The 22,481-nt window shown below is 70.0% G+C and carries 21 protein-coding genes; 14 read left to right on the forward strand and 7 right to left on the reverse strand.

Features of this window, described 5'->3' with window-relative positions; translation table 11 throughout:
* Positions 1-186: 186 nt before the first annotated feature.
* A complete protein-coding gene (locus tag CSC71_RS01005; protein WP_162372484.1) occupies positions 187-645 on the reverse strand; it encodes a DUF4442 domain-containing protein in 459 nt (152 codons plus the stop codon).
* Positions 646-743: 98 nt separating this feature from the next.
* On the reverse strand, positions 744-1,616 hold the full coding sequence (gene trxA, locus CSC71_RS01010) for a thioredoxin (RefSeq protein ID WP_162372485.1): 873 nt from the start codon (positions 1,614-1,616) through the stop codon (positions 744-746).
* A 102-nt stretch (positions 1,617-1,718) separates the two neighbouring features.
* On the opposite strand from trxA, the gene CSC71_RS01015 reads away from it, so the two are divergent.
* The 7 genes from CSC71_RS01015 (at position 1,719) to rlmH (ending at position 8,641) form a co-directional block, all read left to right on the forward strand.
* Positions 1,719-2,327 (forward strand): DUF998 domain-containing protein, encoded by a 609-nt coding sequence (locus CSC71_RS01015; RefSeq protein WP_162372486.1) that lies wholly within the window; start codon positions 1,719-1,721, stop codon positions 2,325-2,327.
* 80 nt (positions 2,328-2,407) lie between these two features.
* Positions 2,408-5,053, forward strand: coding sequence for a leucine--tRNA ligase (leuS, locus tag CSC71_RS01020; protein ID WP_162372487.1), 2,646 nt, complete (start codon positions 2,408-2,410; stop codon positions 5,051-5,053).
* A 100-nt stretch (positions 5,054-5,153) separates the two neighbouring features.
* Positions 5,154-5,777 (forward strand): LPS-assembly lipoprotein LptE, encoded by a 624-nt coding sequence (locus CSC71_RS01025; protein ID WP_211367804.1) that lies wholly within the window; start codon positions 5,154-5,156, stop codon positions 5,775-5,777.
* Positions 5,777-6,817: a DNA polymerase III subunit delta gene (holA, locus tag CSC71_RS01030; protein WP_162372488.1), complete on the forward strand. Its 1,041-nt coding sequence runs from the start codon at positions 5,777-5,779 to the stop codon at positions 6,815-6,817. The genes CSC71_RS01025 and holA overlap by 1 nt, the downstream gene beginning before the upstream one ends.
* 52 nt (positions 6,818-6,869) lie before the next feature.
* Positions 6,870-7,532 carry a nicotinate-nucleotide adenylyltransferase gene (gene nadD, locus CSC71_RS01035; protein WP_246191911.1) on the forward strand — a complete coding sequence of 221 codons (663 nt, stop codon included), beginning with the start codon at positions 6,870-6,872 and terminating at the stop codon, positions 7,530-7,532.
* Positions 7,533-7,562: 30 nt separating this feature from the next.
* The gene (gene rsfS / locus CSC71_RS01040) at positions 7,563-7,976 is read left to right on the forward strand and encodes a ribosome silencing factor (RefSeq protein WP_162372652.1); all 414 of its coding nucleotides are present in this window, start codon (positions 7,563-7,565) and stop codon (positions 7,974-7,976) included.
* Positions 7,977-8,170: 194 nt separating this feature from the next.
* Complete coding sequence (gene rlmH, locus CSC71_RS01045; RefSeq protein ID WP_162372490.1) at positions 8,171-8,641, forward strand: 23S rRNA (pseudouridine(1915)-N(3))-methyltransferase RlmH; 471 nt, start codon at positions 8,171-8,173, stop codon at positions 8,639-8,641.
* 53 nt (positions 8,642-8,694) lie between these two features.
* On the opposite strand, the gene CSC71_RS01050 is transcribed toward rlmH, so the two are convergent.
* The gene (locus tag CSC71_RS01050) at positions 8,695-9,351 is read right to left on the reverse strand and encodes an energy transducer TonB (protein ID WP_162372491.1); all 657 of its coding nucleotides are present in this window, start codon (positions 9,349-9,351) and stop codon (positions 8,695-8,697) included.
* Between the two features lie 211 nt (positions 9,352-9,562).
* A complete protein-coding gene (locus CSC71_RS01055; protein ID WP_162372492.1) occupies positions 9,563-10,297 on the reverse strand; it encodes an SIMPL domain-containing protein in 735 nt (244 codons plus the stop codon).
* A 146-nt stretch (positions 10,298-10,443) separates the two neighbouring features.
* Between CSC71_RS01055 and CSC71_RS01060 the strand changes: the two genes are divergently transcribed.
* From CSC71_RS01060 to CSC71_RS01080, 5 genes are all read left to right on the forward strand, one after another.
* Positions 10,444-11,037 carry a Maf family protein gene (locus tag CSC71_RS01060; RefSeq protein WP_162372493.1) on the forward strand — a complete coding sequence of 198 codons (594 nt, stop codon included), beginning with the start codon at positions 10,444-10,446 and terminating at the stop codon, positions 11,035-11,037.
* A complete protein-coding gene (gene rng / locus CSC71_RS01065) occupies positions 11,034-12,527 on the forward strand; it encodes a ribonuclease G (protein WP_162372494.1) in 1,494 nt (497 codons plus the stop codon). The genes CSC71_RS01060 and rng overlap by 4 nt, the downstream gene beginning before the upstream one ends.
* Positions 12,528-12,941: 414 nt before the next feature.
* Positions 12,942-16,808, forward strand: a complete 3,867-nt coding sequence (locus CSC71_RS01070) for a YhdP family protein (protein WP_162372495.1) — start codon at positions 12,942-12,944, stop codon at positions 16,806-16,808.
* A 52-nt stretch (positions 16,809-16,860) separates the two neighbouring features.
* Positions 16,861-18,306, forward strand: a complete 1,446-nt coding sequence (gene tldD / locus CSC71_RS01075) for a metalloprotease TldD (protein WP_162372496.1) — start codon at positions 16,861-16,863, stop codon at positions 18,304-18,306.
* Between the two features lie 16 nt (positions 18,307-18,322).
* Positions 18,323-18,799 carry a GNAT family N-acetyltransferase gene (locus tag CSC71_RS01080; protein WP_162372497.1) on the forward strand — a complete coding sequence of 159 codons (477 nt, stop codon included), beginning with the start codon at positions 18,323-18,325 and terminating at the stop codon, positions 18,797-18,799.
* 1 nt (position 18,800) lies between these two features.
* On the opposite strand, the gene yjgA is transcribed toward CSC71_RS01080, so the two are convergent.
* On the reverse strand, positions 18,801-19,373 hold the full coding sequence (gene yjgA / locus CSC71_RS01085) for a ribosome biogenesis factor YjgA (RefSeq protein ID WP_162372498.1): 573 nt from the start codon (positions 19,371-19,373) through the stop codon (positions 18,801-18,803).
* Positions 19,374-19,390: 17 nt separating this feature from the next.
* On the opposite strand from yjgA, the gene pmbA reads away from it, so the two are divergent.
* Both pmbA and CSC71_RS01095 read left to right on the forward strand, forming a co-directional pair.
* Positions 19,391-20,755 (forward strand): metalloprotease PmbA, encoded by a 1,365-nt coding sequence (gene pmbA, locus CSC71_RS01090; protein ID WP_162372499.1) that lies wholly within the window; start codon positions 19,391-19,393, stop codon positions 20,753-20,755.
* A gap of 107 nt (positions 20,756-20,862) precedes the next feature.
* On the forward strand, positions 20,863-21,291 hold the full coding sequence (locus CSC71_RS01095) for a DUF4870 domain-containing protein (protein WP_162372500.1): 429 nt from the start codon (positions 20,863-20,865) through the stop codon (positions 21,289-21,291).
* Positions 21,292-21,343: 52 nt separating this feature from the next.
* On the opposite strand, the gene CSC71_RS01100 is transcribed toward CSC71_RS01095, so the two are convergent.
* Complete coding sequence (locus CSC71_RS01100; protein ID WP_162372501.1) at positions 21,344-22,222, reverse strand: polyprenyl synthetase family protein; 879 nt, start codon at positions 22,220-22,222, stop codon at positions 21,344-21,346.
* Complete coding sequence (locus tag CSC71_RS01105; RefSeq protein WP_162372502.1) at positions 22,212-22,475, reverse strand: exodeoxyribonuclease VII small subunit; 264 nt, start codon at positions 22,473-22,475, stop codon at positions 22,212-22,214. Before CSC71_RS01105 ends, CSC71_RS01100 begins: the two co-directional genes overlap by 11 nt.
* Positions 22,476-22,481: the final 6 nt, after the last annotated feature.

Below are 22,481 nucleotides of genomic sequence, written 5' to 3' on the forward strand. Positions count from 1 at the left end.
GAACTGGGTGGAGGGTGGTTCCGGTGAGGGGTTGTTCCCGCGTAAGTACTGCGTGTGTGTGTCCGGTTCATCGGGCCGCATTGTTGGGCGGGGGGTGGGGGATTCGGGGGACATGCGCGCATTGTAGGGCGAGGCTTGCCCCGCTGCTCTTGCTCCGGATCGAAAAACGGCAGGGCAAGCCCCACGCTACGCCTGCCGCGCCTTCGGCTTCAGCCGCACGTACAGCTGCTTGCGCACGCGCGCGACCACGTCGCCTTGCGCGTCGGTCACCTCGACGGGAAACCAGTGCAGGTACTTGCCGCCGCCGGCGGTGGCGGCGCGGATTTCGGCCAGGTCGGCGTCGTCGAGCCGGAACTCGGCCTTGACCACGCCCTTGCCCGGCTTGACGAACTCGATCTCCGCCGCCTTGTCCCAGACGTAGTAATCGTTGCCCAGCGTGTGCATCAGCAGCAGCATCCACATCGGGTCGGTCATCGCGAACAGGCTGCCGCCGAAATGGGTGCGCACGTAGTTCCGGTTCCACGGCCGTTCGCGCAATTCGACGCGCAGCTGGCGCCAGTCGCCGGAAATCGCGGTGACGTGGATGCCGGTGAACAGGAACGGCGGCCAGAGGTTCATCAGCCGCCGGAAGGTGGAGGGCTTCATCGGGGAATGCGGGGGTGGGGGTGTCCCGCATTCTGCCATACGCAAGCGTACGGCTCCGTAAGGCGGGGCTGGCCCCCGCCCCACGGAAGCGGTGGGAATCAGAACAGCAGCGACGACATCTTGCGCCGGTACTGGCCGACCAGTTCGGCGTCGTCGACCACGCGGAAGGCGTCGATCAGCGACTTTTTCGCCAGCCCGTCTTCGTAATTGCGGTCGCGGCGCAGCATCTCGAGGAACTGCGCCAGCCCGGCCTCGGACTTGCCGCCGACCAGGCAGTGCACGCCGAGCAGGTGGCGGGCGCGCAGGTCATCCGGATTGGCCGCGATCGCCGCCTCCAGCACCTGCGTCGGCGGCGCGTCCTTCAGCAGCGCGGCGAAGCCGAGGCTGGCGCGGGCGCGCACCGCGCGCTCGTCGGTGGACAGGTTGGCCGGCAGGCCGTCCAGCAGCCTTTCCGCCTCGGCGGTGGCGCCGGTCTGCAGCAGGGCGAGGGCGAGGTCGAGCTTCAGCTCGGCCTTGTCGGGTTCGGCGTTGACCGCCTGGCGCAGGCGCATCACTTCCTCGTGCGGATCGACCGGCGCGGCTTCCTCGACGGCCGCCTCCTCGTTCGCCGCCGGCTGCACGCCGACCTGCTCCAGCACCTTGCGCAGCTCGCCTTCCGGCAGCGCCCCGGGGATCGCGCCGAGGATCTGCCCGTCCTTGAACACCACCATGGTCGGCACCGAGCGGATCTGGAACATCGCCGCCAGCTGCTGTTCCTGGTCGACGTCGACCTTGGCGACCTTGAACGCGCCGTTGTACTCGGCGGCCAGCTTGTCGAGGATCGGGCCGAGGGTCTTGCACGGGCCGCACCAGGTCGCCCAGAAATCGACGATCACCGGGGTCCGTGCGGATTGCGCGACGACTTCGGTTTCGAAGTTGGCGAGGGTGGCGTCGAAGACGTGGCTGCTCGTGCCGGCTGAAAGCGGGGTCATGGGGCGGTCCTGTGGCGGTTTCGGCATAAATGGTGGCACGACCCGGGTAATCCAAGCCGCGGGCGGGATAATGGCCGTTCGTTTCCCCGAACGGAATGTCGCATGAAGGGCTTTTTCGTCGTCGTGCTGCGCTGGGCCCCGTGGCTCGCCGCGTCGCTGTTCGCCGCCGCGGTCGTCGCCTTCGGCGCGGCGCTGGACGGTTATTCGCAGGCGCTGCACCCGGTGGCGCTGCTCGGCGCCGCGGGCTTCCCGCGCGCGCTGGCCTTCAATGCGCTCGGCTTCATGCTGCCGGGTGCGCTGGCCGCGTTCGCCGCCGTGGCCCTGCGCGCCAGCCTGCCGGGCACGGCCGCGTGGCCGCTGCGGATCGGCATGCAGCTGCTGTTGCTGGCGGCGCTGGCTTTCGCCGCCATGGGGTTCCTGCCGCTGGACACCGCCCGCTTGGACGGCCTGACCAGCCGGCTGCACGGCAGCGCATGGATGCTGTGGTGCATGGCTTCCGCGCTCGGGGGGCTGGTGCTCGGCTTCGGCTGGCTGCGCCAGGGCGGGCCGGCAACGTGGACCTTCGCCGCGGTCGCGGGCGTGCTGCTGGCGGCGTTCTTCCTGTCGGCGCTGGTCCCGCCGGGCGTCGCCCAGCGGCTGGCATTCGGCATCTGGTGGCTGTGGCTGGCCGGGCTGGGCTGGTGGGCGGCGCAGCGCCGGACGGGCCATTGAGGCGCCTTGGCATGGCGGCGGATGCTGCGCTGCGGTAGGCTTTACCGCTTTTCCGCTGCCGTACCGCGCCCGCGCTTCCCATGTCCGCCGCCGAACCCACCGCCCACGAGCCAGCTGCCTACCAGCCACGCACCGTCGAAGCCGCCGCCCAGACCTTCTGGGACCAGAGCAGGGCCTTCGAGGTCCGGGAGGATTCCGACAAGCCCAAGTACTACTGCCTGTCGATGCTGCCGTACCCGTCCGGGGCGCTGCACATGGGCCACGTGCGCAACTACACCATCGGCGACGTGATTTCGCGCTACAAGCGCATGACCGGCCACAACGTGCTGCAGCCGATGGGCTGGGACGCGTTCGGCCTGCCGGCCGAGAACGCCGCGATCAAGAACAAGACCGCGCCGGCGAAGTGGACCTACGCCAACATCGAGCACATGCGCGGCCAGCTGAAGTCGCTGGGCTATGCGATCGACTGGACGCGCGAGTTCGCCACCTGCACGCCCGAGTACTACGTGCACGAGCAGCGCATGTTCACCCGCCTGCTGCGCAAGGGCCTGGCCTACCGCAAGAACTCGGTGGTGAACTGGGACCCGGTCGACCAGACCGTGCTCGCCAACGAGCAGGTGATCGACGGCCGCGGCTGGCGCAGCGGCGCGCTGGTCGAGAAGCGCGAGATCCCGCAGTGGTTCCTGCGCATCACCGATTACGCGCAGGAACTGCTCGACGGCCTCGACGAATTGCCGGGCTGGCCGGATTCGGTCAAGACCATGCAGCGCAACTGGATCGGCCGCTCGGAAGGCCTCGAGATCCAGTTCGGCGTCGAAGGCTGCGGCGAACCGCTGACGGTGTTCACCACGCGCCCGGACACGCTGATGGGCGTGACCTTCGTGTCGATCGCCGGCGAACACCCGCTGGCGCTGAAGGCGGCGAAGGACAATCCGGCGCTGGCCGCTTTCCTGCAGGAACTGAAGCAGGGCGGCGTGTCCGAGGCCGAGCTGGAGACGCAGGAAAAGCGCGGCATGGATACCGGCTGGAAGGCCGTGCATCCGATCACCGGCGAGAAGGTGCCGGTGTGGGTCGCCAATTTCGTGCTGATGGGCTACGGCACCGGCGCGGTGATGGCGGTGCCGGGCCACGACGAGCGCGATTTCGAGTTCGCGACCAAGTACGGCCTGCCGATCAGGCAGGTGATCGCGCTGAAGTCGCCGAAGAACGAAGCGGAAGCGAATTACGACCCGTCGAAGTGGCAGGAGTGGTACGGCGACAAGACCCGCGAGATCGAGCTGGTCAATTCGGCCGAGTTCGACGGGCTGGACTATCTCGGCGCGTTCGAGGCGCTGGCGGAGCGTTTCGAGCGCAAGGGCCAGGGCCAGCGCCGGGTGAACTACCGCCTGCGCGACTGGGGCGTTTCGCGCCAGCGCTACTGGGGCTGCCCGATCCCGGTGATCTACTGCGCCAAGTGCGGCGCGGTGCCGGTGCCGGACAGTGACCTGCCCGTGGTGCTGCCGGAGAACGTGGTCCTCGACGGCGTGAAGTCGCCGATCAAGGCCGACCCGGAATGGCGCAAGTGCAAGTGCCCGGAGTGCGGCGGCGATGCCGAGCGCGAGACCGACACCTTCGACACCTTCATGGAGTCGAGCTGGTACTACGCGCGCTACACCTCGCCGGGCGCGAAGGACATGATCGACAAGCGCGGCAACTACTGGCTGCCCGTGGACCAGTACATCGGCGGCATCGAGCACGCGATCCTGCACCTGATGTACTTCCGCTTCTATCACAAGCTGCTGCGCGACGCCCGGCTGGTGGACAGCAACGAGCCGGCGACCAACCTGCTGACCCAGGGCATGGTGATCGCCGAGACCTTCTACCGCGACAACGCCGACGGCTCGAAGGACTGGATCAACCCGGCCGACGTCGAAGTCCAGCGCGACGACAAGGGGCGCGTGGTTGGCGCGACGCTGAAGGAAGACGGCCAGCCGGTGAAGATCGGCCCGGTCGAGAAGATGTCGAAGTCGAAGAACAACGGCGTCGACCCGCAGGCGATGGTCGACAAGTTCGGCGCCGACACCGTGCGCCTGTTCTCGATGTTCGCCGCGCCGCCGGAACAGTCGCTGGAGTGGAACGAGGCCGGCGTCGAAGGCATGGCGCGCTTCCTGCGCCGGTTGTGGACGCTGGTGCAGAAGCACGCCGCCGATGGCGCCGCGCCGGCGCTGGACGTCGCTTCGCTCGATGCGGAGCAGAAGGCGCTGCGCCGCAAGACCCACGAGACCATCGCCAAGGTCGGCGACGACTACGGCAAGCGCTACAGCTTCAACACCGCGATCGCCGCGGTGATGGAACTGTCGAACGCGCTGCAGAAGTTCAACGACGATTCCGCGCAGGGCCGCGCGGTGAAGCAGGAAGCGCTGGAGGCCGCGGTGCTGCTGCTGAACCCGATCACCCCGCACGCGAGCCACGCGCTGTGGCAGGTGCTGGGCCATCCGGAAACGCTGCTCGAGGACGTGCCGTTCCCGCAGGCCGACGAGTCCGCGCTGGTGAAGGACGAGGTCACGCTGGCGGTGCAGGTCAACGGCAAGCTGCGCGGCACCATCCAGGTCGCCGCCGACGCTCCGCGCGACCGCATCGAGCAGCTCGCCAGGGCGGAGCCGAACACGGCGAAGTTCATGGAGGGCCTGCAGGTGAAGAAGGTCATCATCGTGCCGGGCAAGGTCGTCAACATCGTCGCGGCGTGAAGAATCCTGCTCCCGCGACGCGAGCGGGAGAAGGTCGTTCACCTGCCATCCGGCCTGGCTATTGCCGCGTCGGCCGGGCTCGTCCAGACTTCCGCCCATGATGCGAACCCGACTCCTGCGGCCCGCCGCCATCGTCCTGCTCGCCGCCAGCCTGGGCGCCTGCGGCTTCCACCTGCGCAACCGCATCGCGCTGCCGCCCGACCTGGGCCCGGTCAAGGTGGTCTCGACGACGGCATACAGCCCGCTGGCCGAATCGGTGGCCCGTGGCCTGCGGATCGCCGGTGCCGTGCCAGCCGACGAGGCGAGCACGGCGGACGTCGCCACGCTGAAGATCCTGTCGGAGCGCTGGGGCGACCGGCCGATCGCCATCGACCAGTTCGGCCGCGCGCAGGAATTCAGCCTGCGCTACGCCGCCGTGTTCCAGTTCGTCCGCGCGGACGGCAGCGTGCTGGTGCCGCAGCAGGTCGTCGAACTGTCGCGCGACTACGTCACGCCGCCGGTCAACGTCACCGGCACCAATACCGAACGCGAAATCCTCGCGGACGAACTGCGCAAGGAAATGGCCGCCTCGATCCTGCGCCGGGTGGACAGCGTCATCCGCAGCGGCACGGTGCAGGGCACGGCGCCTGCGGGCGAAGCCGCGCCGGACGAAGCGCTGCCGCAGCAGGTCCTGCCGGAGCAGGTTGCTCCGCAACAGGCCTCGCCGGTGGACGCCGTCCCCTGATGGAGCTGACCCCGGAACGGCTGGCGGCGCAATGCGGCGAAGGGCCGCTGCTGCCGGCCTACCTGGTCGCCGGGCCGGAACTGCTGCGCGTGCTCGAAGCCGCCGACGCGTTGCGCGCCGCCGCGCGCGCGCAGGGCGTGGGCGAGCGCGAAGTGTTCGATGCCGACGGCCGCGGCTTCGACTGGGGCCAGCTCGACGCCGCGTTCAATGCGCCCAGCCTGTTCAGTTCGCGGCGCCTGATCGAGGTGCGCCTGCCCGGCGGCAAGCCGGGCAAGGAAGGCGCCGAGGCGATATCGGCTTTCTGCGCGAACCCGCCCGCCGACGTGCTGCTGCTGGTCACCGCCGGCGAATGGAGCAAGTCCCACCAGGGCAAGTGGAGCGACGCCATCGCGAAAGTCGGCGTCGTCTCGATCGCGTGGGCGATCAAGCCGCACGAATTGCCCGGCTGGATCGAAACCCGCCTGCGCTCGAAGGGGCTGCGCGCCGACCGCGACGCGGTGCAGTTGCTGGCCGATCGCGTCGAGGGCAACCTGCTGGCGGCGGCGCAGGAAATCGACAAGCTCGCGCTGCTCGCCGAGGGCCGCACGCTCGACGCCGCGACGATGGAGTCGCTGGTCGCCGACGCCGCGCGCTACGACGTGTTCCGCCTGGTCGACGCGATGCTGGCCGGGCAGGGCGCACAGGTCACGCGCATGCTCGCCGGCCTGCGCGCCGAGGGCGACAACGTGGCCGGGCTGATGCCGATGATCGTGCGCGAACTGCTGCGCGCGGCGGCGCTGGCGCGCGCGCAGGCGCGCGGCGGCAACCTCGCCGCGGAAATGAAGTCGCAGGGCATCTGGGAGAACAAGCAGGCGCCGTTCAAGCGCGCGCTGCAGCGCCACGCCAACCCGGCGCGCTGGGACCGCTTCGTCGCCGAAGCCTCGCGCATCGACCGCACCGCCAAGGGGCGTGGCGATGGCGATGGCGATGCCTGGCTGATGCTGGAGCGGCTGCTGCTCGCGGTCGCCGATGCGAAGGCGGTGCGGTTGCTGGCGGCGTGATTCCGGGAGACGATGGAAAAGCAGTTACGCGCCTCCCATCCCACGTCTCCCGATGCTCCAGCTCTTCTACGGCGGTACCTTCGATCCGGTCCACAACGGCCACCTCGCCATCGCCCGTGCCGCGCGCGACGAGTTGCGCACCGTCGTGTGGCTGGTGCCCGCCGCCGATCCGCCGCATCGCGCCGCGCCCGGCGCGCACGCGGAGCAGCGCGCGGCGATGCTGGAACTCGCGGTCCGTGGCGAACCCGGCCTGCTGGTCGATCGCCGCGAACTGCGCCGCGCCGCGCGCGACCCGGACGGCCGCTCGTACACCATCGACACCCTGCGCGAACTGCGCGGCGAACTCGGCCACGCGGCCCCGCTGGCGCTGCTGGTCGGTGCCGACAGCTTCGTCGGCCTGCCGACCTGGAAGGAATGGCGCGGGTTGTTCGAGCTCGCCCACTTCGTCGTCGCCGAGCGCCCCGGCATCGCGCTGGACGGCGACCTGCCGGCGGAACTGGCGCAGGCGGCAGCCGGGCGCTGGCGCCAATCGCCGGCTGCGCTGGACCAGGCACCATCCGGGTGCATCTTCCGCCTGCGCCAGCCGCTGCACGAGGAATCCGCCACCGACATTCGCCGCCGCATCGCCGCCGGGCGGCCGTGGCAGGCGCTGGTACCGCCGCCCGTCGCGGCATTCGTCGCCCGGAACGGCTTGTACGGCCGGGCAGCGCTATAATCCGTCCCGGTTTCCCGAATGCGCAAGCCATTGACCAGCCAAGCACAAATCATCAAGACCCAACTTCCCCATCCGCCGCCGCCCACGCCGGTCCTGCTCGCCAACGTGCATGCGGCGGTCGATGAACTGAAGGCCAAGGATGTCGTCGAGATCGATGTGCGTGGCAAGTCCAGCGTCACCGACTACCTGGTGATCGTCTCGGGCACTTCGACCCGGCACGTGAAGTCGATCGCGGACGAGGTCGTCAAGTTCGCCAAGAAGCTCGACGTGATGCCGCTGGGCGTGGAGGGAGAGCGCGAGGCCGAATGGGTGCTGGTCGACCTCGGCGACGTGGTCGTGCACGTCATGCTGCCGCGGGTGCGCGAGTTCTACGCGCTGGAGCGGCTGTGGACGGTCGGCGACCAGCGGCCGGAGCAGGACGAAGCCGCGGAAGCCGGCGCCTGACGCCCATGCCCGCGGTGCAAGCGGAAACGGCGCCCGCGTGGCGCCGTTTCCTTGTCCGTCTGCGGGATGCGCGCTTGTCAGCCACGGCGATGCCCGGCGCCTGGATGCCGGCGTACGGCGCGGGCATCCGCGATGCGGCATCCGCGTGGCACTCGCCGGAGTGCCGGCGAACGCTTCGCGATTATCATTGGGCGATGAAATGCCGTCTGATCGCCACCGGCGAACGCGCGCCGTCGTGGGTCGCGCAGGGTTTCGCCGAATACCAGAAGCGCCTGTCGCACTGGTTGCCGCTCGAGCTGGTCGAGGTCGAGCCCGGCCTGCGCGGCAAGGGCCGCGACCCGCAGCGCGCGATCGACGACGAAGGCAGGCGCGTGCTGGCGGCGTTGCCGAAGAACGCGCATGTCGTCGCGCTGGAAGTCACCGGCAGGCAACACACGTCGGAACAGCTCGCGCGACGCCTCGAATTCTGGCGCGGGCAGGGCCGCGACCTCGCCTTCCTGATCGGCGGGCCGGAAGGCCACGCGCCCGACGTGCTCGCCGCCGCGCACGAAACCTGGTCGCTGGGTCCGCTGACCCTGCCGCACATGCTCGCGCGCCTGGTCGTCGCCGAACAGCTGTACCGCGCCGCGGCGCTGCTGGCCAACCACCCCTACCACCGCGCCTGACGCAAAAAGGCCTTCCGCGTTTCCGCGGAAGGCCTTGCGAAGGCAGACGCGCCTTACTGGATCGAGAACACGATCGGCACCAGGCCGTAGGCCTGCACCGCGCGGCCGTCCTGCATCGCCGGCTGGAAGCGCCATGCCTTCAACACGTGCCGCTGCGCGGCGCGATCGAGGTTGTGGCTGCCGCTGCTGCGTTCCACCGTCACTTCCAGCGGCGTACCGTCGGTGTCGACCAGGATCCTCAGCAGCACCGTGCCTTCGATGCCGGCGGCCTGCTCGGCGCGCGGGTACGGCGGCGGCGTGGCCTTGAGGTAGGCGAGGTGGTTGACCGAAACCGGGCCGGAGGGCGGTGCGATGTCGGCCACGGGATCGCCCTGGACCACTGGATCGGCGGCGATCGTGCCGTTGTCGACGATGACCGGATCGGTTGCCGGGGCCGGAGCCTTCGGGATGATCTTCCGTTCCGCCTGCGCCGGTTTCGGTTCGGCCGGCTTGACGATCTCCGGCGGCTTCGGCGGGGTCTTGGTGATGATCGGTTCGAACAGGTTGATGACGGGCAGCGGGTCCGGCAGCACGGTCTCCTGCTTCGGCGCCGCCATCGGGATCAGTAACAGCAGAAGGGCGAATGCGTGCACCGCGACCACTGCGGCATAGGCGAGGATGCGGCCGAAGTCCAGGCGCGGATGGGAACCGTAGGGCAACGTGCGAACCATGATCCACCTCCATATCGGGTATGCGAGAGGAACAACGCGCGGGTGGGGCGAATGGGGTTGGTCCCTTTCCGCCCTCGTGGATCACACTGCGCCTGCGGCCGGCGGAGTGCAAGTACCCGCATGCGCAAAAGCCGCAGGCTCCGCCGAAAGTCGTAGGGGCAAAAAAAGCCCCGCGGCATGGCGGGGCTTTCGTCGTCACATTGAGGCGGGATCACTTGCCCAGTTCGAACACCACGTCCAGGTTCACCGACACCGTGGTTTCGCCGGGCGATACCGAGGTGTCCATTTCGGCCTTGGCCATCATCGCCTGCGCCCGCACCATCGGCACCGGCGGCTGGAAGCCGCCGCCTTCGCTGATGCTGACGATGCGGCGCACGCGCAGGCCCAACGCCTTCGCGTAGGTTTCGGCGCGGGCCTGCGCCTTCTTCAGCGCGGCCAGGCGGGCTTCGTCGTAGACCGGTTCGGGCTGGTCGATCTCGAAACTGGGGCCGTTGATCTCGTTGGCGCCCTGCGCGGCCAGCGCGTCCAGCACCTTGCCGAGCCTGGCGATGTCGCGCACCTTCAGGCTGACCACGTTGCGGGCCTGGTAGCCGGTGATCTTCGGCGCCTCGTTTTCGGTGTAGCGGTACTGCGGGTTGAGGTTGATGCCGCTGGTCTGGATGTCCTTCTCGGCGATGCCGGCGGCGCGGATCGCGTCCATCACCCTGGCCATCTGCTCGGCGTTCTGGCGCATCGCGCTGTTGCCGTCGACGGCCTGGGTGACCACGCCGGCCGAAATCGTCGCCACGTCCGGGAGGCGCCGGGCCTCGGCGTTGGCCGACACGTTGAGCAGGGTGCCGTCGGCCGGCACGGCATGGACGGGGGCGGTCTGGGCATGGGCGGGCATGGCGATGGCTCCGATGGCGAAGGACAGGACAAGCAGTACGGGGCGGATGGGGGAACGCATGGAATTCTCCTGGGATGCGGTCGTGGCGGGGATGGTAGACGGAATGGATCAGACGGATGAACGCGTTGTGAGCCGGTTCGGGGTTTGGCGCATCCGGGCGGGGGTTTGCGGCCATTCAGTCAGGCACCGCGGGTTATCCTGCACGGATGCTTTACCTCGCCTCGCAATCCCCGCGCCGCGCCGAACTGCTGACCCGCCTGGGCCTGCGTTTCGGCCGCATCGACCTGGACATCCCCGAGCACCGCCAACCCGGCGAGTCGGCCGAGGAATACGTGCGCCGGGTGGCGCGCGAGAAGGCCGGCGCCGGCCTGCTGCAGGTGATGTCGACGCCCGGTGCGGTGGTGCTGGGCGCGGACACGGAAGTGGTGCTCGGCGACGAGGTGTTCGGCAAGCCGGCGGACGAAGCCGATGCCGCGGCGATGCTGTGCCGGCTGTCCGGGCGCACCCACCGGGTGATCTCGGCGCTGTCGGTGGTCAGCGCCGCGCGCGAGGCGCAGGCGGTATCGGTGTCGCATGTCACGTTCGCGGAGCTCTCGGACGCGGACATCGCCGACTATGTCGCCAGCGGCGAAGCGATGGGCAAGGCCGGCGCCTACGCCATCCAGGGCCGGGCCGAGCAGTTCGTGGTCCGCCTCGACGGCAGTCATTCGGGGGTGATGGGCCTGCCGCTGCACGAGACGGCGAAGCTGCTGAAGGAATTCGGGATAACGGCTGCGGCCGCTCGCGGGGCCTGCGCATGAGTGAAGAAATCCTGGTCAACGTCACCCCGCGCGAAACCCGCGTCGCGGTGGTCGAGAACGGCATGCTGCAGGAGTTGCACATCGAGCGCGGCTGGCGCCGCGGCGTGGTCGGCAACATCTACAAGGGCAAGGTGCAACGGGTGATGCCAGGCATGCAGGCGGCGTTCGTCGACGTCGGCCTGGAACGCGCCGCGTTCCTGCACGCCAACGACATCGTGCGCCCGGCCCCGGTCGGGGACGACGGCGAAGGCGGCGAGGAAATGGCGATCGGCCCGGTCGCGACGGCGCCGATCATGGACCTGCTGCGCGACGGCCAGGACATCGTGGTGCAGGTGGTCAAGGACCCGATCGGCAGCAAGGGCGCGCGCCTGACCACGCAGATCAGCATCCCGTCGCGCTACCTCGTGCTGCTGCCGCAGTCGCGGGTGATCGGCGTGTCGGCGCGGATCGAGGACGAAGGCGAGCGCCTGCGCCTGAAGACCCTGGTCGGGCGCCTGGCCGAAAGCCACGGCGGCTACGGCTACATCGTCCGCACCAACGCCGAGGGCCAGCCGGAGGAGGCGCTGGCCGAGGACATCGCCTACCTGTCGCGGGTCTGGAACATCGTCGAGCGCCGCGGCCGCGAATCGCCGCCGTGCACGATCACCTACGAAGACCTGAGCCTGCCGCTGCGCGCGGTGCGCGACCTGATCCGCAAGGACGTGGAGAAGGTGCGGGTCGATTCGCGCGAAACCTACGAGCGCCTGCAGGCCTTCGTCGCCAAGTACATGCCGGTGCTGGCCGAGCGCATCGAGCACTACACCGGCGACCGACCGATCTTCGACCTGTACGGGGTCGAGGACGAGATCGGCCGCGCGCTGGACAAGGAGGTGCCGCTGAAGTCCGGCGGCTACCTGGTCATCGACCAGACCGAGGCGATGACCACCATCGACGTCAACACCGGCTCGTTCCTCGGCCAGCGCAACCTCGAGGAGACTGTCTACCGCACCAACCTGGAGGCGGCGCAGGCGGTGGCGCGGCAACTGCGGCTGCGCAACCTGGGCGGCATCATCATCATCGACTTCATCGACATGGACGATGCCGAACACAAGCGCCAGGTGCTGCGCACGCTGGAGAAATCGCTGTCGCGCGACCATGCCAAGACCACGGTGTACGACTTCTCGCCGCTGGGCCTGGTCGAGATGACCCGCAAGCGCACGGTGGAAAGTCTGGAGCGGCAATTGTCCGAGCAATGCCCGGAATGCGGCGGCCGCGGCACCATCAAGACCGCCGAGACGGTGACCTACGAGATCTTCCGCGAGATCACCCGCGCGGTACGCCAGTTCGAGGCGGCGCGGCTGCTGGTGATCGCTTCGCCGAAGGTCGTGGCGCGGATCACCGACGAGGAATCGCCGGCGGTGGCGGAGCTGGAGGAGTTTCTCGGCAAGTCGATCCGCTTCCAGGCCGACGACCAGTACCTGCAGGAGCAGTTCGATGTCGTGCTGCTTTGAACCGGGACCCTTTCCCCTTGATGGGGGAAGGGTCGGGATGGGGGCGAGTCGGAGCCGGTGCCGTTCCCGCTGCGATGTCGTGTCGAGTGTTCTTGAAGCAAGAGCATTTCGCCTTGCGGCGACTTGCTTTTCTTTGCTTGTGCAAAGAAAAGCAAGCAAAAGAAAGTACACCCTTCCTCGCGCCCTTCGTGCTGCGCACGAAGGGTCCGCGGAGCCGCCAGGAATTTTCGGACGGTACCTCCTTGTGCCTTCCGAAAACGGCGCGCATCGTGCGCGCCGCCCCTGCGGGATTTACCCGCCGACTCCGCCGCTGCGGACGGGATCGGAACATCAACCGCAACAGCTGGCGTCGCCTTGCTGGCGCACTGCAATCCGCTCGTTCCTCGCTCCTCTCCGCTTGTTCCCGGTTTGCTGATGCCCACCCCCCTGCGCCGCCGCCTACGCCTTGCCCAGCGCGGTTTCTGGTACGCCGTCGCGATCGCGCTGGTGTGCGTGGCCATGCTGGTCGGCGCGGTCAGCCAGCTGCTGCCGCTGGCGGAGCGGCATCCGGACAGGATCGCCGCGTGGCTGAGCGAACGCGCCGGCCGGCCGGTGGCGTTCGACCACGTGGAAACCGAATGGACGCGGCGCGGGCCGCTGCTGCGCCTCGACGGGCTGCGCATCGGCGAAGGCGAGGGCGTGCGCATCGGTGCGGCCGAAGTGCTGGTGTCGATGTACGGCGGCCTGCTGCCGGGGCATGCGTTCACCGAACTGCGGTTGCGCGGCCTATCGCTGACCTTGCAGCGCGGCGACGACGGCGCGTGGTCGGTGCGCGGCCTGCCGGGACAACAAACGGGCGGCGATCCGCTGGAGAGCCTCGAGGGCCTCGGCGAATTGCAGGTGGTCGGCGGCCGGCTGGCCATCGTCGCGCCCGCGCTGGGCTGGAACGTGCAACTGCCGAAGATCGACCTGCGCCTGCGCGTGGACGGCGGGCGCGTGCGTGCCGGCGCGCGCGTGCTGGCGCGCGAAGGCGGCAAGCCGCTGCAGGCGGCGCTGGATTTCGACCGCGAACGCGGCGATGGCCGCGCCTACCTGCGCGGGCGGCCGCTCGACCTGGCCGACTGGTCGCCGCTGCTCGCCTGGGCCGGCGTGCGCCTGCAGGCGGGGCAGGGCAGCACCGAAAGCTGGGTGCGCCTGTACCGGCACCGCGTGGTGATGGCGACGACCGAGCTGCAGCTGCAACAGGTCGTGCTGGGACGCGGCGCGGCGGACGGCGGGCAGCGGGTCGTCTTCGACCAGGTCGGCGGCCGCCTGCGCTGGCGCCTGCGCGAGGGCGGTTGGCGGCTCGACGCACCGGCCCTGCGCATCGGCATGCGCGACGCGAAGCGGGACGCGGCGAAGCAAAACGCGACGAAGCCGGCGGAACCGCTGAAGCTGGACGGGCTGCTGCTCGCCGGCGGCAGGGACTACGCGCTGCGGGCGCAGCAGATCGAGGCCGCGCCGCTGCTCGCCGTGCTCGCGCTCAGCGACTTCGTCGAGCCCGACCTGCGCCGCTGGCTGATTTCCGCGCGTCCGGATGCGCGGTTGTCGAAGCTGTCGCTGTCGGGCCGGCGCGGCGGCGCGTTGCGCGCGCAGGGCCACCTGGACGGCGTCGCCTTCGCGGCGGTCGGCGACGCGCCCGGCATCGACGGGCTGGCCGGCGAATTCTCCGGCGACGCCGACGGCTTCGCGCTGAAGCTGGACCCGCAGGCGCGGCTGCGCTTCGACTGGCCGCAGGGCTTCGGCGTGGGCCACGACGTGGCGCTGCGCGGCGAGATCGCCGGCTGGCGCGAAGGCGCGGGCTGGCGTTTCGCCACGCCGGCGCTGCGCGTGCAAGGCAAGGACTACGCCGCCGACGCGCGCGGTGGATTGTGGTTCCAGGGCGACGGCACGCGGCCGCGGATCGACCTGGCCGCCGAACTGGACGAGGCACCGGTGCCGGTCGCGAAAGGTTTCTGGATCCATCACCGCATGCCGGCGGCGGCGGTGGAGTGGCTGGACGCAGCGCTGGTCGACGGCCGCGTGCGCAACGGGCGCGGGCTGGTTTCCGGCGACCTCGACGACTGGCCGTTCACGCAGAACGACGGCTGCTTCGAGGCGACCGGCCACATCGTCGGCGGCCGCTTCAAGTTCCAGCCGGACTGGCCGATGCTGGAGCAGACCGACGCCGGCATCGCCTTCGTCGGCAACGGTTTCTCGGTGACCGGCAAGGGCGTGCTGGACGGGATCGCGGTCGAACACTTCGACGCCGGCATCGCGGACTTCAGCGAGTCCGACCTGAGCATCCACGCGAACGCCACGGCCGACGCGGCGAGGATGCTCGACTTGCTGCGGCACAGTCCGCTGCAGAAACAATACGGCGAGGCGATGCAGGGGGTCGCCGCCAGCGGGCCGGCGCACGGCGACTTCGAGCTGCTGCAGCCGCTGCACGGGCAGAACGCGGCACGCAAGCGCCTGCGCGGCACGGTCGAGATGCAGGGCGTGAAGCTGTCCGACTCGCGCTGGAAGCTGGCCTTCGACGACGCGCGCGGGAAACTGCAATACGACGAACACGGCTTCGACGCCGAACGGCTCGCGGTGAAGCACGAGGGCCAGCCGGGGGAACTGTCGCTGCGCGCCGGCGGCGGCGTGCGCGACCCGAAGCAGGCGTTCGAGGCGGAGCTGGCGGCGTCGTTCGCCGCGGATGCGCTGCTGGACCGCGCGCCGGACATGGCCTGGCTGAAGCCCTGGGTCGACGGGCGCTCGAAGTGGAGCGTCGGCGTGTCGATCGCGAAAGGCAAGGCGGCGAACGCGGACGCCGCGCAGCTGCGCCTGCGCTCCGACCTGGTCGGGACCGCGCTGACCCTGCCCGCGCCGCTGGACAAGCCGGCGGCGACGGCATTGACGACCACGATCGCCATGCCGCTGCCGCTGGACAGCGGCGAAGTCCAGGTCGCGTTCGGCAAGCGCATGGCGCTGCGCGCGCGCAGCAACAACGGGCAGACCGGCGTGCGCGTGGCGCTGGGCAGCGACGGCGTCGCCGAGGCCGCGCCCGCGGCGGGGCTGGTCGCCGGCGGACGCGCCGGCACGCTCGACGCGCTCGGCTGGATCGCCTTCGCCAACGGCGAGGACGGCAGTGACCGCGGCGGCAAGTTGCCGTTGCGCCGGATCGACGTCAGCGCCGACCACTTGCTGATGATCGGTTCGGATTTCCCGGACACGCGCGTGCAACTGGCGCCCGGCGCCGATGCGTTGGCGGTGGCGCTGGAAGGCGCGGCGCTGTCCGGCGCGGTCAGCGTGCCGGATGCGAAGGGCGCGCCGATCGCCGGCAAGCTGTCGCGGCTGCACTGGCGCGCGCCGGCGCCCGGCGTCGTCGCGGCAGCGAAGGCGCCGGCGCAGCCGGACGACTACAACCCGGCCGCGATCCCGCCGCTGGCGCTGGACATCGACGACCTGCGCTTCGCCGACGCGAAGCTGGGCGCGGCGCAGCTGCGCACTTCGCAGACGGCGACGGGCATGCATATCGATCGGCTGGGCCTGGCTTCGGAAAACCAGAAGATCGACGTCGGCGGCGACTGGTCGGGCCGCGGCGCGTCGGCGCGCACGCAGCTGCGCGCCGACGTCGACAGCAGGAACCTCGGCGCGCTGCTCGACGACCTGGGCATGAAGGGCCGCGTCCGCGGCGGCCACGGGCGCATGCGGCTCGACGCCTCTTGGGCCGGCAGTCCCGCGGATTTCTCGCTGGCGAACATGCAGGGCGGCCTCGACATCGACGCGCGCGACGGCCAGTTGCTGGAGATCGAGCCGGGCGCGGGCCGCGTGCTCGGCCTGCTCAGCGTCGCGCAGCTGCCGCGCCGGTTGATGCTCGACTTCCGCGACTTCTTCGACAAGGGCTTCGCCTTCAACCGCATCGAAGGCAAGCTGGCGTTCGGCGATGGCGCGGCACGCAGCGACGGCCTGACCATCGACGGCCCGGCGGCGGAAATCCGCATCCGCGGCAGTGCCGACCTGCGCGCGCAGCAGTTCGACCAGACCATCGACGTGCTGCCGAAGTCGGGCAACCTGCTGACCGTGGTCGGCGCGGTCGCCGGCGGTCCGATCGGCGCGGCGGTCGGCGCGGCCGCCAACGCGGTGCTGAAGAAGCCGCTGGGCGAGATCGGCGCCAAGACCTACCGCGTGACCGGGCCGTGGAAGGACCCCAAGGTCGAGGTGATGGGCCGCGAACAATCGCGCGTGGAACAGGCAGCCGCGCACGAACAGGGACGCGCGGGCGCGGCGGACTGATCCGGCCACGCGGCGCTTGCCTTTGCCCCGCGCCGGCCCAAACTAGGTTGCCATGGACACGAATCCCCTCGCGATCGCCGAAACCCGCCTGCTGGTTCCCGCCGGGCTCGATCCCAACGGCCTGGACCGCGCCTTCGGCGCGCTGCTCGGTCCCGGCATCGATTTCGGCGACCTGTACTTCCAGCACGCGCGGCGCGAGAGCTGGACGGTCGAGGACGGCATCGTCAAGGACGGCGCGCATTCGATCGAGCAGGGCGTCGGCGTGCGCGCGATTTCCGGCGAGAAGACCGGCTTCGCGTATTCCGACGACATCAACTCGGTCGCGCTGGTCGAGGCGGCGAAGTCCGCCCGCGCCATCTCGCGCGACGGCGGCTCGCTGCAGCCGCATCCGCTCGCGGTCGGCGGCGGCCGCGCGCTGTATTCGAGCGACGATCCGATCGACGGCCTCGGCAACGACGCCAAGGTCGAGGCGTTGCGCGCCGTGGACAGGCTGCTGCGCGCCGCCGATCCGCGGGTGAAGCAGGTGACGGCCAGCCTGAGCGGGGGCGTCGACACCGTGCTGGTCGCGCGCAGCGACGGCGTGCTCGCCGCCGACGTGCGCCCGCTGGTGCGGATGAACATCCAGGTCATCGTCGAACAGGACGGCCGCCGCGAATCGGGCTACGCCGGCTTCGGCGGACGCTACGCGTACGCCGAGCTGCTCGGCGACGGCAAGCCGGAGAAATTCGCGCGCGAGGCGTTGCGCCAGGCGCTGGTCAACCTCGAGGCGGTCGACGCGCCCGCGGGCGTGATGCCGGTGGTGCTAGGCAACGGCTGGCCCGGCGTGCTGCTGCACGAGGCGGTCGGCCATGGCCTCGAAGGCGACTTCAACCGCAAGGGCACGTCGACGTACGCGGGGCGCATGGGCCAGCGCGTCGCCGCGCCGGGCGTGACCATCGTCGACGACGGCACGCTCGCCGGCCGCCGCGGTTCGCTGAACATCGACGACGAGGGCACGCCGACCAATTGCACCACGCTGATCGAGGACGGCATCCTGGTCGGCTACATGCAGGATTCGCACAACGCGCGGCTGATGGGCATGCAGCCGACCGGCAACGGCCGCCGCGAGTCGTTCGCGCACCTGGTGATGCCGCGCATGACCAATACCTACATGCTCGCCGGCCGGCACGATCCGCAGGAGATGATCCGCTCGGTGAAGAAGGGCCTGTACGCGGTCAATTTCGGCGGCGGACAGGTCGACATCACCAGCGGCAAGTACGTGTTCTCCGCGACCGAAGCCTACCTGATCGAAGACGGCAAGATCACCGCGCCGGTCAAGGGCGCGACGCTGATCGGCAACGGCCCGGAGACGATGCGCAAGGTGAAGATGGTCGGCCACGACCTGGCCATCGACGACGGCGTCGGCATCTGCGGCAAGGACGGGCAGAGCGTGCCGGTCGGCGTGGGCCAGCCGTCGCTGCTGATCGAAGGATTGACGGTCGGCGGGACCAGGGCCTGACGCGGGGAGCGCGGTCGTGCCCGGAGTGGAGATCGAAATCGTCGATCCGGACAGTCCGGAAGCGCGTGCCTGCATCGAGGCGTATTTCGCCGAATTGCGCGCGCGCTTCGACGGCGGTTTCGACCCTGCGCACAGCGTCTCGGCAGACAGGAACGAACTGGTGCCGCCGGCCGGGGCGTTCCTGGTCGCGCGCATCGATGGGCACGCGGTCGGTTGCGGCGCGCTCAAGCTCGGCGCGGGCGACACCGGCGAAATCAAGCGCATGTGGGTGGACGCGGCCGCGCGCGGGCAGGGCGTCGCCAGGCGCCTGTTGGCGGCGCTGGAATCGCAGGCGGCCGCGATGGGGGTGCGACGATTGCGCCTGGACACGAACCGGGCGCTGACCGAGGCGCGCGCGATGTATCTGCGCAGCGGCTATGCGGAAATCGCCGCCTACAACGACAACCCTTATGCCCACCACTGGTTCGAAAAGACGCTCGCGCGGCAGGTCTGAATCAGGCCGGGTCTTCGTCGTGGTCGACGGAATCGCCGCCGGCTTCGTCCGAAGCGCCGTCGGCCAGCAACGCCCTCAGCTCCTGGAACAGCTCGCGGAACGCGCGCGGCGGCTTGTTCTTCGCCCGCTCGTCGTGGGCGTTGCGCGCCAGCTGGCGCAGGTGCTGGCGGTCGGCGGTCGGGAATTCGTCGAGCAGCTCGGCCAGCGCGGCGTTGCCGTCGGACAGCAGGCGCTCGCGCCATTGCTCGGCTTCGTGCAGCAACGCGTTGGCCTTGCGCACGCTTTCGCCGCTGTCGTCCAGCGCTTCGCGGATCGCTTCCAGCGTCTCGTCGTCCTCGCGGCGCATCTGCTTGGCCAGGTACTGCAGCTGGCGCTTGTGCGCGATGTGCGAGGTGATGCGCTGGGTCTCGTGGATGTGCGGCAAAAGGCCTTCGGGGATCGGCAGCTTGGCCAGCCGCGCCGGCGGCAGCGCCACCAGTTTTTCCGCCAGCGCACGGATTTCCAGCGCCTCCTCGCGCTGCTTGCTGCGGCTAGGGCTGTAGAATTCGCCGGTTTCCGGATCGCGTCCACGCATCGCCATAGGATAAGGCATTGAACGCAGTCATTTCCTCCAGTTCGTCCGACGACAGCCTGCAGCGGCTCGACCACCTGGCCGAGCTCAGCCAGCGCCTGCTCGACGCGGCGAGTCGGCGCGGGGCCAGCCAGGCCGAGGTCAGCTGCAGCGAGGAGCGCGGGCTCAACGTCGGCGTGCGCATGGGCGAGGTCGAGACGGTCGAATCGACCCGCGACCGCGGCATCGCCGTCACCGTCTATTTCGGCAAGCGCAAGGGCAGCGCCAGCACCGCCGACCTGCGCGAGGAAAGCCTCGAGGCCACGGTCGAACAGGCCTGCGCCATCGCCCGCTATACCGAGGACGACGATGCGGCCGGTTTGGCCGATGCCGAGCGGATGGCGCACGAATTCCCCGACCTCGACCTGTGGCACCCGTGGGCGCTCGACGCCGATCGCGCCATCGACCTGGCGCTGGCCTGCGAAGCGGCCGGGCGCGAGGCCGATCCGCGCATCGGCAATTCCGACGGCGCCTCGCTCGGCAGCGGCGACAGCCTGTCGGTGTACGCCAACTCGCACGGGTTCGTCGGCCGCGAGCGCGGCAGCCAGCATTCGCTGGGCGTGGCGCTGATCGCCGGCCAGGGCGACGGCATGCAGCGCGACGGCTGGTACTCGCTCGGAATCGCCGAAGGCGACCTGGAGAATCCCGCTGCGATCGGCCGCCGCGCCGCCGAACGCACCGTGGCGCGGCTGCAGCCGCGCAGCGTCGCCACCGGCGAATACCCGGTGCTGTTCGCCGCCGAAGTCGCGCGTTCGCTGGTCGGCCACCTGCTCGGCGCGATTTCCGGCGGGGCGCTGTACCGGCGCGCGAGCTTCCTGCTCGACCATGCCGGGAAACGGATCTTCCCCGACTGGTTTTCCATCCTCGAGCGGCCGCTGCTGCGGCATGGCCTGCGTTCGGCCGCGTTCGACGCCGAAGGCGTGGCCACGCGCGAATCGGCGATCGTCGAAGGCGGCGTGTTGCAACGTTACGTGCTGGGCAGCTATTCGGCGCGCAAGCTTGGCTTGCAAAGCACTGCGAACGCCGGCGGCGTGCACAACCTCGAGGTGAAGGCGAACGCCGGCGGCTTCGACGAATTGCTGCAAGGCATGGGCACGGGGCTGCTGGCGACCGAGCTGATGGGGCAGGGCGTCAACCCGGTGACCGGCGACTATTCGCGCGGCGCGGCCGGTTTCTGGGTCGAAAACGGCGAACTCGCCTACCCGGTGGACGGCGTCACCATCGCCGGCAACCTGAAGGACGTCTTCGCCGGCATCCGTGCGGTCGGCCGCGATGTCGACCGGCGCTCGCACATCGGCATCGGTTCGCTGCTGGTGGGGCGGATGACCGTCGCCGGGGCGGACTGAGCGCATTCGCCGGGCGGGCTCCTTGACAGGGCCACGCCGCGCGCCGAGAGTGTCGCCGCTGTCGTTGCTGTTCCGGTTGTTCCATCCACCACCGTCGGGGAAATGCAATGAGCGATTTCGAGAACGTGACCGCACCGCCGCCGCCGCCCGACTCGGGCGCCGTCAGCGCCGAGGAAAAGCAGTGGGCGCTGTTCGCGCACCTGTCCGCGCTGGTCGGGGGCATCATCACTTCGGGCTGGGCCGGCAGCATCGGCTGCTTCATCGGCCCGCTGATCATCTGGCTGGTCAAGAAGGACACGCTGCCGTTCGTCGACGACCAGGGCAAGGAAGCGCTGAACTTCAACATCACCGTCGGCATCGTCTTCCTCGCCTTGCTGCTGCTGTCGATCGTGACCCTGGGCATCGGCCTGATCATCGCGATCCCGCTGTGGGTCATCATCGGCATCGCCTGGCTGGTACTGACCATCATCGCGGCGATCAAGGCCAACCAGGGCGTGGCCTACCGCTATCCGTTCACGCTGCGCCTGATCAAGTAAGCGGCGCCGGAGCGCACGACGGAAAAGCCCGGCATCGCCGGGCTTTTTCGTTTCAGCGGTCGCGTTCGATCGCGAGCCTGCCCAACGCCGCCAGCGGGGCGGCGCGCTCGCCGAACGGCGCCAGCGCGTCGCGCATCGCGGCGGCGAGTTCGTCCAGCTTCGCCTTGGCGCCGTCGATGCCGAGCAGCGCGGGATAGGTCGACTTGACCTGCGCCGCGTCCTTGCCGGCGGTCTTGCCGAGTTTCTCGGAACTGGATTCGACGTCGAGGATGTCGTCGCGCACCTGGAAGGCCAGGCCCAGCGCGCCGGCGAACCGGTCCAGCCGCTGCGATTGGTCCGCGTCCACGCGGCCGGCCATCGCCCCCATCCCGACCGACGCGAGGATCAGCGCGCCGGTCTTCAGCCGGTGCATGCGCTCCAGTTCCTGCACGGCCTGCGTGCGTCCGGTGGCGTCGATGTCCAGCGCCTGCCCGCCGCACATGCCGGCCGCGCCGCTGGCCGCGGCCAGCGATTGCAGCCAGGCCACGCGCAGGTCCGCGGGGGCGCCGGATTCGGCCAGCACCGCGAACGCCAGCGTCTGCAGTGCGTCGCCGGCGAGGATCGCGATCGCTTCGTCGAAGGCCACGTGCACCGTCGGCCGGCCGCGGCGCAGGTCGTCGTCGTCCATCGCCGGCAGGTCGTCGTGGACCAGCGAATAGGCGTGGACCAGTTCCACCGCCATCGCGGGCGCGTCGAGCAACGCTTCGTCGGCGCCGGCCAGGTGGCCGGCGGCGTAGACCAGCAGCGGGCGCATGCGCTTGCCGCCACCGAGCGCGGCGTAGCGCATCGCCGCGTGCAGGCGCTGCGGCGCAAGGCCGGCGTCGGGCAGGGCGCCGGCCAGCGCGGCTTCGACCCGTTGCGCCCAGCGTGCGAACAGGGCGTCAGTCGGCATCGGATGGCGCGAACGGCTTGGCGTCTTCGGGCTTGTCCGGGTCGCTGAGCAGGCGCACGCGCAATTCGGCCTGTTCCAGCGCGTTCTGGCACTGCCGGTACAGGCCGACGCCACGTTCGTAGGCAGCCAGCGACTGCTCCAGGCTCATCTCGCCGTGTTCCATCTTCTCGACCAGTTGCTCGAGTTCCTGCAGCGACTGCTCGAAACTGGCGACCGGCGAGGTTCCGGCTTCGGGGGCGGGTTTCTTGGCCATGCGCGA

This window comes from Pseudoxanthomonas sangjuensis (genome assembly GCF_010211755.1).
GTDB lineage: Bacteria > Pseudomonadota > Gammaproteobacteria > Xanthomonadales > Xanthomonadaceae > Pseudoxanthomonas_A > Pseudoxanthomonas_A sangjuensis.